We start from the raw sequence: 15,393 nt of genomic DNA, 5'->3' as shown, positions 1-15,393 counted from the left end.
TCTTCAAGTATAACAATAATTCCTAATATGTACAAACAAGAAGTCAATTAATTCAAATTTTACATTAAATTCACAGCATTTGCATCATTTTTTTGTATTTTCGTCAAGAACACAAGCATAAATTTTCACTTTGAATAACAAAACGATACTAAAATGGGACCTAGAATTTGATGCCGAACTTGACTTCGTACTCATCGCCATATCATGTCCTTTAAAAGATTACCGTCTCTGTCATTTTATCAACAAGGTGACCTTACTCGATTTTGTAAGAGGTAAAGAAGATAAGTTTGATCATAATCAAAAATTAAAACAAAAATCTGCTGAAGAATTAGAATATCACATCATTGTCGATCATCATAAAAAATCGATACAGCACTTCACTACTTTTTGGTACATAAACACCAAATTTCAAACTGAGTATTATTTAATCAACAATAAAAGTATTGAGGGAAGCCTGCTTATACCCGAACATGCCAATTTTGATTATTTTATTCTCATCAAAAATTTTATTGATGAAGACGATTTAGATCGGATCATAAAAAACATAAACAAAATACCCGAAGTTGTGTTTGTAAAAGAAATATCACCAAAAATATTGAAATCCAAAGAAAATCTGATATTTTAGCAAACTATTTAATAGTGTACAAGATACACGCCTTAAATCTAAATTATCCTCGTTAGTAAAAACGAGTTTTATAATTTCAAAAAAATGAAATTATATAAAAATAAAAATACATAGTAATAAAAAAATTAGAATGGAAAAAGTTCAAAAAAGGACTAAAATTGTTGCAACATTAGGTCCTGCATCTGCTGACAAACAAGTGTTAACAAATATGATTGCCAAAGGTGTAGACGTTTGTCGTCTTAACTTTTCTCACGGGAGTCAAGAGGATCACCTAAAAGTTATTGAAACCATTAAAGAGATTAATGAAGAAACAAATTTCAATGTCGCTATTTTAGCCGATTTACAAGGTCCTAAGATCCGTATCGGAAAAATGAAAGAAGGTGGTGCTATCCTTGTAAATGGATCACAGGTTGAAATTACTACACATGAATTAATCGGTGATGAAGAGAAAATTTACATCACATACGATAATTTCCCAAATGATGTTGAAGCAAATGAAATCATCCTATTAGATGATGGAAAATTGCAATTACGTGTTATAAACACAAATCATAAAGATACTGTTACTTGTGAAGTTGTACATGGTGGTGTACTTACTTCCCGTAAAGGTGTTAATTTACCAAACACAAAAGTTTCAATCCCTTCTTTAACAGAAGAAGATTTAGATAATTTAAATTTCGCCCTTGATCATGGTGCAGATTGGATCGCTATGTCATTTGTGCGTTCAGCAGAAGACATCTACCAATGTAAAAAAATCATTGCTGAAAAAGGAAGTCATGCACAAGTAATTGCAAAAATTGAAAAGCCTGAGGCTATCGAAAATATTGATGCTATCATTGAAGCTACTGATGCAATCATGGTAGCACGTGGTGACTTAGGTGTTGAAATGCCAATGGAAGAAGTACCAGGACTACAAAAAATTATTGTTCAGAAATGTCGTGATTTATCAAAACCTGTTATCATTGCAACTCAGATGTTAGAAAGTATGATCACAACTCCTCGTGCTACACGTGCGGAAGTTAATGATGTGGCTAACTCGGTTATTGATGGTGCTGATGCAGTGATGCTAAGTGGCGAAACATCTGTAGGTGAATTTCCAGAGATCGTTATCGAAACAATGAGCAAAATCATTATCCACGTGGAACAAACATCTTATCCATATTATAATGAGAAAGTTAGTGAGATTAGTGATGGAACTAAAATTCCTGATGCAATTTGTGCATCTTCAGTATATTTAGCTAAGAAAACAGATGCAGCGGCAATTGCTGTCTTAACATCGTCGGGTGCTACTGCATTTGAAATCGCAAGTTACAGACCTAATGCAGACATTATGGTATTTACAGGAACTAAAAAATTGTTACGTCAATTGAGTTTATTATGGGGTGTTAAAACCTTCATATACGACAAATTTGATAGTACTGACGGTTCTATTCACGATGTCAACAAATTTATTGTGAAAAACAACTATATCGCTCCAGGTTCGATTGTGATCAACACAGCATCGACACCTTTAATCGAAAAAGGAAAAACGAATACCATTCGTGTTTCTCAATTGTAATCAAAACAATATAAAAGATAAAAAAGCTCTCCAATATGGAGCGCTTTTTTTTTGCAATATACCTCAATTCTCTCCAATTCAAAATCTTATTCTTCTCAATTCCAAATACAATTAACACTGACGATCCCAAATAGTCATCAAATTTATTCATGAAGTGAAAGTAAAGTGATTTGAACCTCAATCGTATTCATGTACATCTTGGAAAATGTTATTCACACCTATGATATCCAATTTAATAGGCTAATAAGTAGTTACATAAAGCAGAGATTTTTCATTTTTATTTCAAATAATAAAAAATAAAATGATTTTATTGATAGCAATTTACAATTATCTCCTATTTATGACAATTATATTGATTGAAATAATTGTAAATAAAAATTATTATCATTAATCAACAAAGCAGAACAAAACTTTCATAATCAATAATTTACAAAAAAAACAATTTAATGAGCTTGTTTACTGAAAGATATGCTATTAAGATCTTTCTCTCATAAAAATAACTAGCATCCATGAAAGCATCAAACACTTCCGAAAATTGGCGCTATATAATTCATAAAAAAAGCATAAATTTCACTATAATTAGATTTTGATATTGTTATTAGCTAATTGTAAGTACTGACTATCAATCAGTAACTACCTAAAAGTTCTCAATAATTAGAAAAAGCATTTTAGTAATTACACTTCCCAAAAAAAGCTCACTATGATTAATCATAACATTGACTTCAACAAAGCTAGCTTCAAAGAATTTGAAAATATACCACATTACGATATTGTACAATCTGCAAACGCTTTCCAAGAATTTATAAATTACATGAGCGATCATGATCAAATGAATTTTAGATTTATTACAGCAGGATGTGGTCCAATTGTTCAAGTCAAAACACCATTTATGAAGGTAGCAAAAGAGTGTATCAGCTTAGTGTCCAATGACTACCTCAATTTTACACAACATCCTAAAGTGAAACAGGCTGCGATTGACGGGATTATGAAGTATGGTACAGGAGCCGGAGCATCTCCGCTTATTGGAGGGCACCACGAGTACCATGTGCAACTCGAAGATCAATTATCTAGTTTTTTTAATAGACAACGGGGATCATCAATTGTATATACAACAGGATATTCTGCAAATGCAGCAACTCTACAATGTTTATTAAAGGCGGAGGATTGTGCAATTGTTGACATGGAAGTACATGCAAGTGTTTATGAAGGCTTATTACGTACTAATACTAAACGGTTTCCACATAACAGTATGATTCATTTGGAACGAGCATTGGTCGATGCAGAAAATAAATATAGAACCAAATTAGTGATAATAGATGGCGTATACTCTCAAAATGGGGATTTAGCAAAAATCGACGAAATATATCATTTGTGCGAAAAATATGGTGCTTATTTAATGGTAGATGATGCACATGGGATCGGTGTAATAGGAGAAAACGGAAGGGGCTGTATGGAAATATACAATTTATTAGATAAAGTCCATATTATCTCCGGTACCTTAAGCAAAGCGTTTGGGCACATTGGAGGATTTATTATTTCATCTCCCGAGATCATCAATTATTTACGTCACCAATCCCGCCAACAAGTATTTTCGTCCACCTCCACTCCCGCATCCAATGGGCTTATACAGGCTATAAAACTAATCGATGAAGAACCAGAATGGCGTACAAAATTAGCTGAAAATATTTCATATTTTAAAAAAGGTCTATTATCTTTAAATCTAAACATTGGAACGTCACAGTCTGCAATAATTCCTATAAAAATCGGTGATCCACACAAAACATCTCAAGTTGCAAGAATGCTTTTAGCTGCTGGTGTATATGCAAATTGTATTGTCTATCCTGGTGTTTCAAAAAAAGATGCCCGAATAAGAACAAGCTTAATGGCAACCCATACTAGAGAAAATTTGGACCACGTATTAAATGTACTTGAACAAATTGCGAAAAAAATTAATCTTACAAAGACCACATAAAATCAATCATTAAAGAAAATGATATATTTAAATTAACTTTGAACCTAATGTTTAACCACATACACAACTACCATGGCTAGAAAAACGTATCAGGGGGAGAAAAACGACAAAAGTAGAACAATGAATAAGCTCATTCATTCTGTCGGCATTGTTTTAGAAAAAAAAGGATATACAGGCTTAACAATTGCTAATATCGCCAGTACAGCAGGTGTCGATAGGAAGTTAATCTCTGTATATTTTGGAAGCGTTGAAAACCTAATTGAAACGTACATCAAAGGAAAAGATTATTGGGTAGAAGCGACAGCTGCCGCAGAACAAACATTAGCAAATTCTAAAGATGACAGTACGCGTTATTTTCTAGAAAAAACTGTTATTGGAACAAATTCACTATTTTGCATTAAATGACGAAATGCAAAAAGTTGTTCTGTGGCAGATTAGTGAAAAGTCTGATATTATGTCCCATGTGACGCAATCGAGAGAAAAAATGAGTTCGCTCTTCTTTCCATATTCTGACAAGGAATTAGCAGGTAAAAATGTAGACCTCCGAGCAGTTTCAAGTTTACTTGTAGCAGGTATTTACTATTTAGTATTACATACAAAAATGACTGATAGTACTTTTTGCGAGATCGATCTTACAACCGAAGAAGGTATGAATCGTATTAAGGAGGCTGTTAAGTTTATTTTAAAACAGACTTATGAGGCGGAATAATAATGAGCATTAATTTACGACAATAAAGAATCTAGTAGTGAGTAAGCACCTTTGTTCAACATTATCAATATATATAACCAAAATATCCTATTACTATTAAAATATAGGTAATTCCCATTATCCCTTAAGAACTAAAACAAAACATCACCATTCATATTATTTTGGTGGTGAATGAGTGAGTATGATTTATCATATAGAATAATATCAAATATATGTTCCAAAAGAAAAAATCAGTTACTACTTTTCTTTGGTATCCATTCTATTTTTTAACGGAGAATCCATTCGATGGATCAGACGATCTTGTAAAAATTTGACACTATCTGTTAATCCTTTATTTTTCAACTGAGGAATACTGTTTCGTATTGAAAACTCTGAATGTTCAATAGAATTTGGTATCTTAATTGCAGAATTTTCATCAAGCTTTTTATATTTCAAATGGTAATGAACATTTGAATCTTGCGGAATCTTTAAAAAAGGTGCTTTCGAATGGAATTTACTGTTATTTGAATTAATCTTCCCTTTCAAGGTATCCTTAGACATAATTTGCGCTTGTGCTCGTGTTAAAAAAAAGCAAATAGAAAAACAAAACAAGGTTAATATCTTCTTCATATTTTTCAACTATAAAAAATGTTAATCTAAATTAACCAATAGCATTTTAAAATGAAACAATAAGCTTGTTAAACATTGTTAAATGCCGTTAAATCAAAGAAAGCATTCCTATATTTGTAACAAATGAAGAAAAGTAGCATCGTTTTGATTATTAGCTTGATGACCCTCGCCTTATTGGGCGTTGCGGCTATGCAATTCTATTTTATTAGAGAATCATACCGCCAAAAATCACAGCTTTTTGATGAATCTGTTAATGCGTCTCTAACAGCTGTTGCCGGCAAAATAGAGCGTAGAGAAGTTATTGACTTTGCGAAAGTACAGCAACAAACGAATATTAAAAAATACCAGTTTGAGCAAGAGAAGCAGCGACATCTAGCCGAGCAGCTGAAACTTCAAAGAGAGTTAGAAAATCTCAGATCTGAGCAATATGCTATTAAAGAAAAATTTAAAGAAGCAGAAGATCAATTGAAAGAAACTTTTCCAAGTGTTATTTCAATTGAGAATTCATTTTATGAAACCTACATCAATAGAAAGAATAAAGAGAATGTATTGAGTATTGATGTTATTAAATATAATAGTCCAGACCATGTCGTAAAAGAATATGTTGAAATTGGCGCTACCAAATTTTTACCTCGAGTAAACGCAAAAGATGATAGTGCCCGATTTGTTATTCCAACGATAGACCCTGTCCTAAAGCAAGCTATTGAATACAAAATAGCGACTTTACCCCCAAGATCTAATAAACAAATCTCAAAAAAAATAATTGAACTTGAAGATCAACTCGAAAACATGAGTGGTCAAAATTTAATTGGTAATGGGAAAAATGTATTTGATACCATTGCTGCCATTGGTGGCAAAAAAAGCGGTATTATAGAAGATGTAGCTATCGGTATGGAGTTATCAAAGCGTCCCTTTCGAGAGCGTCTAAATATCAATCTCATTCAAAATTTATTAAAAGAGGAATTATCTGAACGCGATATCCACTACCCTTTCAACATTGAGGTTCGAGATAGCAGTAATATTGTTTTCCGAATACAAACCATCGATAATATTATCAAACCCAATAAAATAACGCGCTATTCAACGGCCCTATTTAAAGGTGATATTGGCTCGCCTCCTGGAAGACTAAGCGTTTATTTCCCGAGAAAGAGTACAATTATTGTCGATAATATGAGTTATTTGCTACTCCCAACTCTAGCTTTACTTTTTCTTTTAATCGGCTGTTTTGCATATACCTTACTCATCATATTCAAACAAAAAAAGGTTTCAGAAATGAAAACTGATTTCATAAACAATATGACGCACGAATTTAAAACTCCTGTCGCTACGATCATGATAGCCAGTGAGTCTCTACGTGATCCCGAAATCATATCAGATGAGCGTCGAGTAAAGCGACTTGCCAATATCATATATGATGAGAATGTTAGATTAGGCAATCATATTGAACGAGTCTTAGATATAGCCCGTCTCGAAAAAGAGACTTTAAAACTAGAAAAAACGCCTATCCATATTAATGATCTATTATCAGCAGTGCTGGATAGTATGCAGCTGCAATTACAAAAAGTAGGTGGTAAATTTGAACATCATTTTGACGCAAAAAACGATGTTGTAGTAGGTGATGAACTTCATTTATCAAATGTATTTTTCAATTTGGTGGACAATGCCATTAAATACAGTAAAGATAATCCACACATAACTGTTAAAACTAAAAATACAAAAGACAGCATTCACATAACAATTATTGATAATGGGATCGGAATGGCAAAGGATCATCTCTTAAAAATATTTGATCAATTTTACCGCATTCCAACAGGAAATGTCCACAATGTGAAAGGCTTTGGGTTAGGACTTTCATATGTGTACGATATCATCAAAAGAATGAATGGCAAAATTCAAGTAAAAAGTGACAAAGACAAGGGAACACAATTTGACATCGTATTACCTATAAAAAATTAAATTTAAATCGATATTAATTTCGTATATTATCATCAATATTCGAACAAAACCATAAGAATATGCAGAAGATATTATTAGCAGAAGACGATCCAAACTTAGGAGACTTATTAAAAGATTATTTAGAGCTTAAGGGAAAATTTGATGTTACCTTATGCACTGATGGTGAAGAGGCCGTCAATCAATTTCGCAAAAGCACATATGATCTATGTATCTTAGACGTCATGATGCCCAAAAAAGATGGCTTTACAGTCGGTAAAGAAATCAGGAAAATAAATACGACAACCCCGATCATATTTGCTACCGCAAAAGGCATGATGGAAGATAAGACAGAAGCTTTTGAACTTGGCGGCGATGATTACATCACAAAACCATTTCGAGTAGAAGAATTACTCCTTCGCATAAATGCGTTGCTCAAACGTGTTATAAGAGAAAAAGATGATCAGGTTGTGAGCGATAAATTTGAAATTGGAGAATACTTCTTTGATTATACCAGTCAGCAAATAGCCCACAAAGGTGTGCAGCAGAAGCTATCGACAAAAGAAGCCGAATTATTAAGGTTACTTTGTTTAAAAAAGAATGATGTACTGACAAGAGAAGAAGCACTTTTAAAAATCTGGCATGATGACAATTATTTCACAGGGAGAAGTATGGACGTTTTCTTAAGTAAACTGAGAAAATATCTACGAGATGATCCAAAAGTTGAGATTGTTAACGTACATGGAAAAGGCTATAAATTATTGGTCAGCTAATATACATTTACTCCGAATAATAAAGAGATGTTAAAACATCTCTTTTTGTTTATCTTGCTACAATGAAAATATCAATAACAATTTTTTTTATCCTTTCTATCTTTTGCTACTCTCCATCTCTTTATGCGCAAAGAGATACTTTACAAAAAAATAATGAAGATTTTGACACCAGTAGGAGTCAAATAAATTATAAACAATTAATAGTACCCGCTGCTTTAATGACTTATGGCATAATCTCCTTAAACAGCCCATACCTCAAAAATAAAGATCAACAGATAAATAATTCCATAAACAATGATCCATCAAAAACATTCAAATTTGATAATGTCAGTGTTTTTATTCCTTCAGCAGCTGTTTACGGTCTCAATTTCCTAGGTGTCCCAAGTAAACATAACTTCAAAGAACGTCTAGCCATTAGTGCGATCGCTCATGCCATCACCTTATCTACGGTATACACGATCAAACAGACCACTCCTACTTGGAGACCAGATCGTGCTGATCATGAATCATTCCCATCCGGACATACTGCTGTCGCATTTACGGGAGCCGAGATGTTATGGCAAGAGTATAAAGATCAATCCATTTGGTACGGTATCGCAGGATACACAATAGCTGCGGGTACAGGGTACCTCAGAATGTACAATCAGAAACATTGGTTTTCGGATGTCGCTATGGGAGCAGGTATTGGTATCATGGGAACAAAAATAGCATACTGGCTATTACCCCTATTTGATAAACATTTGCAATCAAGAAAGACAAGTTACTTAACCATGGCAACTCCATTTTACAATGGGAAACAACTTGGTGTATCTGCTAATTTTCAATTTTAAGCCTTGATTTATTGTCATTTTGATATAAAAGTTACAAAATATTTGTTTTTATAAAACTAATTCCGATATTTACAGCGCTTATAGAGAAAGGCAGAGGGAATAGACCCAATGAAGCCTTAGCAACCTGTCGATTGACAAGGTGCTACATTCTACCCCATCAAAAAGTGGGAATGATAAGCTAGACACAAATATATCTTGTGCCCTCCTCTCTAAAAGCAATCAAAAAATTTAGTAAATAGATTCAAGAATTTTTGATCGTTTTTTATTTCAAATAAAAAAAATCCATCTAATTTCTTGCTTCGTTAAGGTTGAACAAATAAAATAATTTTATATTTATGTTACTAACGAACAACTTAGGTTACCCACGTGTAGGTGCCTTCCGCGAGTTGAAAAAGGCCAATGAAGCATATTGGGCTAAAAAAATCAGCGCGCAAGAATTATTGCAGGCTGGACTGAAAATCCGTGAAGGCAACTGGCAAACTCAAAAAGATGCTGGCATCGATTTGATCCCTTCAAATGATTTTTCATTTTATGACCAAGTATTAGACTTGACTCTAACTGTAGGTGCTATTCCAGCACAATACCAATCACTCTTAAACAACGAAGATAAAGGATACAATTTGGACCTTTACTTTGCAATGGCGCGTGGTTTTCAACAAGATGGCGTTGATGTAACGGCAATGGAAATGACAAAATGGTTTGATACTAACTACCATTACATTGTTCCAGAATTCGTAAAAAATCAAGAATTCAAATTGACTTCAGAGAAATTCTTAAACGAATACAATGAAGCAAAATCTTTAGGTATCGAAACTAAGCCTGTATTAATCGGCCCAATCTCATACTTATTATTAGGTAAAGAAAAAGAATCTGGTTTCAATCGTATCGATCTAATCGATAAGTTGGTTCCCGTATATGAAGAAATCTTAGGCAAATTGGCTGCTGCTGGTGCAAAATATGTACAAATTGACGAGCCATTTTTAGCTTTAGATATCGATGATGCAACACGTGCTTTATACACTAGTGTATTTACTAAATTAGCTGCTGCTGCTCAAGACATCAAAATTATTGTAACGACTTATTTCGAGGCATTACGTGACAACGAAGAAACCGCTCTAAACTTACCAGTTTATGCTGTTCATGTTGATCTAGTAAGAGGTGAAAATCAACTCGACACTATATTAGCTAAAGTTCCTGCTTCATTAACACTTTCATTAGGTGTTGTTGAAGGACGTAACATTTGGAAAAATGATTACGAAAAATCTTTAGCACAAATCAAAAAAGCGGTTGATGCTCTAGGCAAAGACCGTGTATTAGTAGGACCTTCAAGTTCCTTATTACATGTACCTTTTGATTTAGACAATGAGGATAACGAAGAATCATTGCCTAAAGAAGTTAAAAATTGGTTAGCATTTGCTAAGCAAAAATTAGCAGAGGTAAAAGATCTAGCGATCTTAGCTGAAGGTGAAGTAGATGCAAAAACTGCGGAGCGTTTCGAAGCTAATAAAGCTGCTGCAGAAGACCGTCGTACATCTTCTTTAATTCACAAACCGGAAGTCAAAGAGCGTACTGCAAACATCACTGACGACGACGCAAAACGCACATCTTCATTCGCTGCTCGTAAAGAAGCACAGCAAGCTAAATTTAACCTTCCAGCATTCCCAACTACGACAATTGGTTCATTTCCACAAACAAAAGATGTCCGTAAATGGAGAGCTGATTTGAAAAAAGGTGCAATTACTCAAGAACAATATGACAAAGAAATCGCAGCGGAGACAGAAAGAACAATCCGTCTTCAAGAGCAATTAGATATCGATGTATTAGTTCATGGTGAATTCGAACGTAATGACATGGTTGAGTATTTCGGAGAGCAATTAGCGGGTTATGCCTTCACTAAGAATGGTTGGGTACAATCATATGGCTCACGTTGTGTAAAGCCTCCTGTTATTTATGGTGATGTTTACCGTCCTGCTGATATGACTGTTCGTTGGTCTTCATACGCCCAAACTTTGACTAACCGTCCGGTAAAAGGGATGTTAACAGGTCCAGTAACGATCTTACAATGGTCATTCGTACGTAACGATCAACCACGTTCTACCACAACTTATCAGATTGCATTAGCAATTTTGGATGAAGTACAAGCATTAGAAAAAGCAGGTATCAAAATTATTCAAATCGATGAACCAGCAATTCGTGAAGGTCTTCCGTTGCGTAAAGCCGATCATCAACAATATTTAGATTGGGCTGTGCGTTCATTCCGTGTTTCATCTTCTAATGTAGATGACGATACACAGATTCACACACATATGTGCTACTCTGAATTCAATGATATCATCGAAGATATCGCTGCAATGGACGCTGATGTAATTACCATCGAGACTTCTCGCTCACAAATGGAATTATTGGATGCATTTGCGGCTGACTTTAAATATCCAAACGATATTGGACCAGGTGTATATGACATCCACTCTCCTCGTGTACCGAGTACAGAAGAAATGGTTGAGTTATTGCGCAAAGCTAAAGCTGTAGTTCCTGCAGAACAACTTTGGGTGAATCCTGATTGTGGTTTAAAAACACGTGCTTGGCCAGAAACTAAAGCTGCTTTAGAAGCGATGGTTGAAGCTGCCAAAATCTTAAGAGCTGAATAAGTTTAGCGTTTTAGAATTATAAATATAAAAGATCCTGAAGTAAAATTACTTCGGGATCTTTTTTTTACAAAAAAATAATACGCTCTATCTATTTCTTTAACACAGAAAGATTAATTTTACTGTAATCAAAAAAAGTGTATATCATGAAAATTTTAAGCTGGTTTTTCTGTTTGCTGTTTTTTTCATCTATCTATATCTATGCACAAGAAGGTTATCCGATCCCTCCTTTCAAATCTAACACCCTTTTTTATATTCAACATAGCGAAGGCCATAACACTTATGTATATGAAGCCAATATGATTGATAAACAGCATCTCAATGCCAACATTCCTATCAATAACTATCGAATTTTGTATGATAAAGGAGGAGAAATTAAACCTTTAACGAGTATTCAACAAAAATTCGCATACGGAATCATTTCAAAAAATTTAGAGAACAATATAGTTGAGTTTGAGATTGTGTCTTATAAAAATCAACCGCTATATCTTAAGGTCGATAAAGCAGGTAAACCCTATGTAGAAACCACATTAAATGGACACAAATTTAATCTACATCGTATTTTTATCAAACAAAAGGAAGGAACGTCTGGTCTAGGGACACGAGTCGATTATCTCTTGTTTTACGGAATAGACCACAAAGGCAATAAAGTCCGAGAGAAATTAGTGCCGTAATTGATTTTTAGAAAGCAATCTCGTCACCTTATCATACTCAATGCTTTATTGCATCAGACTTTCTATTTTAATGAGTTTGTACCTCTTCAATGAAAAGAAGATAATACGTTTTATATGACGATGATGCATGATGATATTTAAAGCGTATACCCTTCTTTAATTCAATGGAAGGATATACGTCTAGTACTTTTTTTATTATAGTCACAATTTGTTGAATTTGTCCATACATTAGAACGTGCAACCTATCATTTCGTTATTTTTTGTTTACGTCCTATTTTCCGTTTTCCTTTAATTCGATCTTCAATATCTTTGATCGTGGCCAACATCTCAGTATCTACATTTTCCAATCTAACCAATTTTAATACTTTTAAGGCTTTTTTAAATTTTTTAAGTTTTTCCAATATGAGTACTCTTTTTAATAGAAATAATGAAGTTGAAACTCCAGGAATTGTTAGAGCAAACTCAATTGTTTTTTCAGCCTCTTCATATGCATTGGTATCAATCAAAGTCTGTATATAAGGTTGATAAATTTCCAAAGCATATAAATTATGTACTAAAGCTTCTTGAAAATATTTCTTTGCTTGTTCAAAATCAAACAATTGTTCAGCATGAAGCCTCCCCATCAGGCATAGCGCCATCGTATTTGATTCGTCATAAGATAGGGCATATGACAAAGATTCTATCGTATTTTCCAGGTAATATGGATAATTATCCAATGCCTGTAACACATATTTATTCATAAAATATATTGCATCAATTCTCAAAAGATCCTGACATAAACGATGTTTATATCAGAAACAGTAATTAATAAAAGATCATCTTATATACTTCGACTTCCGAAATATATAAGACATCATGAATTACTCGAACATTGTCGAGACCAAAATAAAGTCAAAAGGAGGAGTAACTACGAGAAAAAAGTATTCTGAAGAATATCCCCAAGATCCTTCTTTTGGATTGAAGTCGGGTTATTTAATATAGCAAACATATTCTTCTATTTTTAATTGTGAATACCTAATTAATATGCAAATATTTAAAACAAAATTGAAATTTCAAAATAAATTTTTCAAGAAACTATTTAGGTACGCGTTTTACGATCAACAATAAATTATTTTCCAGTAACAAATAGCCATATTCGTAAATAAAATAATAAGTCTGTCCTTTTACATTGGTGAAATTATGAGTATGATATTTTAAATCAAAGCCCTGCAACAACATCTTTTCCTTGCTTATTTTGAGCATCCCCTCCTCTCCCAGGACTTCTTGTAGAATACGTCTATTCTTACGTAATGTATGATTGATCTTTCTAATCAAGTTAGTGTGATCACTATTTTGCCTATAATTATAGCTATTGCGACAGGCATCATCACAAAATCTTTTATCAGACCTACCTATTAGTGTCTTTTTACATTCTAGACAACTTTTTAAATTAATTTCTTCTTCCATAAATCTCAAAATAAACGACAACAAACGTTTACAAACGACTATAGTCGACTACAAACGTTTAATCACCGACTAAAACTCGCTTTACGTTTCATCTTTGCTTCTGTTCCTCAAGAATAATTCGAAGGAAAGCAAGTATTTAAGTTAAACATTTTTACAAACATTTAAAAGTAAAGTTATGAGTACATTAAGAAACAAAGTCCAACTGATCGGTCATATAGGTGCTGATCCAATTATTAGGACAAGTACGAACGGAACAAAAGTTTCATCGATTCGATTAGCCACAAAAGATCTATTTAAAAACAAAAATGGAGATTGGGTAGACGAAACCCAATGGCATACATTAGTAGTATGGGGTAACATCAATAACATGATTGAAAAGCAGTGTCAGAAAGGAACTCAAATCCTAGCTGAAGGCAAAATTGTCTATCGCGAATATGAAGATAATAATGGTGATAAAAGACAGGTCACTGAAATTAAAGTGGGCAATATTGTGGTGATGAATAAATCCAGATCAGCTCAAGCTAGCAACACAATCATGGTAGAAGAAATCCTCGAAGAAGATTTACCATTTTAAAGAAATAAATAGTAGAAACAAACTTTTTAGTCTTAATAATTGTTCTTTATTAAAATTCAATATATTATGAAAAGAATATTTCCATTCACGTTGATCGTGTTAACTTGCCTTTCTTTATCCAGCTGTTCGGTCATTGAAGGCATTTTTAAAGCAGGAGTTTGGTCAGGTATAATCATCGTTGTTGTTGTTGTAGCTTTAGTAATATGGCTACTTGCTAAACTTTTTGGTGGCGGCAGTAAAAACTAACATAGATTACAAAATATGTCTAAAGGTATCTGTAGGCATATTTTGTAATATGATTATTAAACGACTAAACTTTTTCAAACTTTCCATACAATTTCCAGTAATACTTAATATCAGGTAAGGAAAACAAACTACTTTTCCAAGAATTAAGGATCAGCGATATCTGTTCCCCGTTTTGTTCATACTTTCCGATAAAAACTTCCTCTTTAGACAAGAACAGACCTAAATTATGGTGAAGAAGATGAAGAGATTCTATTTCAATACCTTCAAAAATTAATATACTCTGTTCTTTAACCTCCAATTCCAATGGAGCGGCAATCAATTCTGAAAATTCAATGGCTAAAAACTTATGCTTACTTTGAATAGGAAGTTGAAGTTGCTCTGCACCCTCTATCTGATTTAACAAGTCATTATTATTCATCATAACTTCTCGTGTCAGTAAAGGAATACTTGCTAATTTTTTTATGCCATTTGTTACAATCGCGGGTTCAAAATAATCGCTAAAATTTAAAATTTGATTGACGGAAAGATTCTCCTGAATTAAACTTTGGAGCGGAATGCCAAAATAATTAGCAATTACCATTACAGTTTCGATCTTAGGTTCAGCCCTTAATTCTTCATAAGACGAAATATTACCCCTACTTAGATTAAATAAATCAGCAAATGCCTGTTGACTCAATCCTCTTACCTTTCTTAATTTCTTTATATTATTACCAATATTTGTCATTATCAAAAAAATTAAAATTTTTTGCAAAATATTTTTGCAAAAATATTATCTTTATGCAAAGAATATATGCAATATA

At 33.2% G+C, this 15,393-nt stretch carries 16 protein-coding genes and 1 riboswitch; of the genes, 12 read left to right on the top strand and 4 right to left on the bottom strand.

The features are described 5' to 3' along the window. Window positions 1–130 precede the first annotated feature (130 nt). The 5 genes from AC06G9_RS01550 to AC06G9_RS01530 all read left to right on the top strand — a co-directional run bounded on the left by AC06G9_RS01550 (window position 131) and on the right by AC06G9_RS01530 (window position 4,864). A complete protein-coding gene (locus AC06G9_RS01550) occupies window positions 131–625 on the top strand; it encodes an IPExxxVDY family protein (protein WP_045753963.1) in 495 nt (164 codons plus the stop codon). Between the two features lie 130 nt (window positions 626–755). Continuing rightward, window positions 756–2,183: a pyruvate kinase gene (gene pyk, locus AC06G9_RS01545; RefSeq protein ID WP_045753962.1), complete on the top strand. Its 1,428-nt coding sequence runs from the start codon at window positions 756–758 to the stop codon at window positions 2,181–2,183. 700 nt (window positions 2,184–2,883) lie between these two features. Then, window positions 2,884–4,155, top strand: coding sequence for an aminotransferase class I/II-fold pyridoxal phosphate-dependent enzyme (locus tag AC06G9_RS01540; RefSeq protein ID WP_480957427.1), 1,272 nt, complete (start codon window positions 2,884–2,886; stop codon window positions 4,153–4,155). 72 nt (window positions 4,156–4,227) lie between these two features. Beyond that, window positions 4,228–4,560 (top strand): TetR/AcrR family transcriptional regulator, encoded by a 333-nt coding sequence (locus AC06G9_RS01535; RefSeq protein WP_480957426.1) that lies wholly within the window; start codon window positions 4,228–4,230, stop codon window positions 4,558–4,560. Further along, window positions 4,529–4,864, top strand: coding sequence for a hypothetical protein (locus AC06G9_RS01530; RefSeq protein WP_480957425.1), 336 nt, complete (start codon window positions 4,529–4,531; stop codon window positions 4,862–4,864). The genes AC06G9_RS01535 and AC06G9_RS01530 overlap by 32 nt, the downstream gene beginning before the upstream one ends. A 237-nt stretch (window positions 4,865–5,101) precedes the next feature. On the opposite strand, the gene AC06G9_RS01525 is transcribed toward AC06G9_RS01530, so the two are convergent. After that, window positions 5,102–5,473 (bottom strand): hypothetical protein, encoded by a 372-nt coding sequence (locus AC06G9_RS01525; protein ID WP_480957424.1) that lies wholly within the window; start codon window positions 5,471–5,473, stop codon window positions 5,102–5,104. 123 nt (window positions 5,474–5,596) lie between these two features. Here AC06G9_RS01525 and AC06G9_RS01520 point away from each other — a divergent pair, with 123 nt between their 5' ends. The 5 genes from AC06G9_RS01520 to AC06G9_RS01500 all read left to right on the top strand — a co-directional run bounded on the left by AC06G9_RS01520 (window position 5,597) and on the right by AC06G9_RS01500 (window position 12,327). Continuing rightward, a complete protein-coding gene (locus tag AC06G9_RS01520; protein WP_045752578.1) occupies window positions 5,597–7,429 on the top strand; it encodes a sensor histidine kinase in 1,833 nt (610 codons plus the stop codon). 59 nt (window positions 7,430–7,488) lie between these two features. Next, window positions 7,489–8,178 (top strand): response regulator transcription factor, encoded by a 690-nt coding sequence (locus AC06G9_RS01515; RefSeq protein ID WP_045752579.1) that lies wholly within the window; start codon window positions 7,489–7,491, stop codon window positions 8,176–8,178. A 62-nt stretch (window positions 8,179–8,240) separates the two neighbouring features. Further along, on the top strand, window positions 8,241–9,008 hold the full coding sequence (locus tag AC06G9_RS01510) for a phosphatase PAP2 family protein (RefSeq protein WP_045752580.1): 768 nt from the start codon (window positions 8,241–8,243) through the stop codon (window positions 9,006–9,008). Window positions 9,009–9,083: 75 nt separating this feature from the next. Continuing rightward, a riboswitch (SAM riboswitch) is annotated at window positions 9,084–9,188 on the top strand. Between the two features lie 155 nt (window positions 9,189–9,343). Next, a complete protein-coding gene (metE, locus tag AC06G9_RS01505; protein WP_480957423.1) occupies window positions 9,344–11,656 on the top strand; it encodes a 5-methyltetrahydropteroyltriglutamate--homocysteine S-methyltransferase in 2,313 nt (770 codons plus the stop codon). A gap of 143 nt (window positions 11,657–11,799) precedes the next feature. After that, window positions 11,800–12,327: a DUF4833 domain-containing protein gene (locus AC06G9_RS01500; RefSeq protein ID WP_045752582.1), complete on the top strand. Its 528-nt coding sequence runs from the start codon at window positions 11,800–11,802 to the stop codon at window positions 12,325–12,327. Between the two features lie 245 nt (window positions 12,328–12,572). On the opposite strand, the gene AC06G9_RS01495 is transcribed toward AC06G9_RS01500, so the two are convergent. Continuing rightward, on the bottom strand, window positions 12,573–13,067 hold the full coding sequence (locus tag AC06G9_RS01495) for a hypothetical protein (RefSeq protein WP_260947435.1): 495 nt from the start codon (window positions 13,065–13,067) through the stop codon (window positions 12,573–12,575). A 334-nt stretch (window positions 13,068–13,401) separates the two neighbouring features. Further along, window positions 13,402–13,773 carry a hypothetical protein gene (locus tag AC06G9_RS01490; RefSeq protein ID WP_045752584.1) on the bottom strand — a complete coding sequence of 124 codons (372 nt, stop codon included), beginning with the start codon at window positions 13,771–13,773 and terminating at the stop codon, window positions 13,402–13,404. A gap of 175 nt (window positions 13,774–13,948) precedes the next feature. On the opposite strand from AC06G9_RS01490, the gene AC06G9_RS01485 reads away from it, so the two are divergent. Continuing rightward, a complete protein-coding gene (locus AC06G9_RS01485) occupies window positions 13,949–14,347 on the top strand; it encodes a single-stranded DNA-binding protein (protein WP_260947437.1) in 399 nt (132 codons plus the stop codon). Window positions 14,348–14,413: 66 nt separating this feature from the next. Then, entirely contained in the window at window positions 14,414–14,593 is a 180-nt protein-coding gene (locus tag AC06G9_RS01480) for a hypothetical protein (protein ID WP_045752586.1), read from the top strand. A gap of 64 nt (window positions 14,594–14,657) precedes the next feature. On the opposite strand, the gene AC06G9_RS01475 is transcribed toward AC06G9_RS01480, so the two are convergent. Then, a complete protein-coding gene (locus AC06G9_RS01475) occupies window positions 14,658–15,317 on the bottom strand; it encodes a helix-turn-helix domain-containing protein (RefSeq protein ID WP_045752587.1) in 660 nt (219 codons plus the stop codon). Window positions 15,318–15,393 lie beyond the last annotated feature (76 nt).

This window comes from Sphingobacterium sp. MAE, from assembly GCF_056711605.1.
Note: the sequence above shows the minus strand (reverse complement) of the source record. Positions and strands in the feature narration are given on the sequence as shown.

Bases quoted from the DNA above. Each gene is read 5' to 3' on its own strand.
- pyk (WP_045753962.1), top strand. From the start codon at position 756: ATGGAAAAAGTTCAAAAAAGGACTAAAATTGTTGCAACATTAGGTCCT.
- AC06G9_RS01540 (WP_480957427.1), top strand. From the start codon at position 2,884: ATGATTAATCATAACATTGACTTCAACAAAGCTAGCTTCAAAGAATTT.
- AC06G9_RS01535 (WP_480957426.1), top strand. From the start codon at position 4,228: ATGGCTAGAAAAACGTATCAGGGGGAGAAAAACGACAAAAGTAGAACA.
- AC06G9_RS01525 (WP_480957424.1), bottom strand. From the start codon at position 5,473: ATGAAGAAGATATTAACCTTGTTTTGTTTTTCTATTTGCTTTTTTTTA.
- AC06G9_RS01520 (WP_045752578.1), top strand. From the start codon at position 5,597: ATGAAGAAAAGTAGCATCGTTTTGATTATTAGCTTGATGACCCTCGCC.
- AC06G9_RS01515 (WP_045752579.1), top strand. From the start codon at position 7,489: ATGCAGAAGATATTATTAGCAGAAGACGATCCAAACTTAGGAGACTTA.
- AC06G9_RS01510 (WP_045752580.1), top strand. From the start codon at position 8,241: ATGAAAATATCAATAACAATTTTTTTTATCCTTTCTATCTTTTGCTAC.
- metE (WP_480957423.1), top strand. From the start codon at position 9,344: ATGTTACTAACGAACAACTTAGGTTACCCACGTGTAGGTGCCTTCCGC.
- AC06G9_RS01500 (WP_045752582.1), top strand. From the start codon at position 11,800: ATGAAAATTTTAAGCTGGTTTTTCTGTTTGCTGTTTTTTTCATCTATC.
- AC06G9_RS01495 (WP_260947435.1), bottom strand. From the start codon at position 13,067: ATGAATAAATATGTGTTACAGGCATTGGATAATTATCCATATTACCTG.
- AC06G9_RS01490 (WP_045752584.1), bottom strand. From the start codon at position 13,773: ATGGAAGAAGAAATTAATTTAAAAAGTTGTCTAGAATGTAAAAAGACA.
- AC06G9_RS01485 (WP_260947437.1), top strand. From the start codon at position 13,949: ATGAGTACATTAAGAAACAAAGTCCAACTGATCGGTCATATAGGTGCT.
- AC06G9_RS01480 (WP_045752586.1), top strand. From the start codon at position 14,414: ATGAAAAGAATATTTCCATTCACGTTGATCGTGTTAACTTGCCTTTCT.
- AC06G9_RS01475 (WP_045752587.1), bottom strand. From the start codon at position 15,317: ATGACAAATATTGGTAATAATATAAAGAAATTAAGAAAGGTAAGAGGA.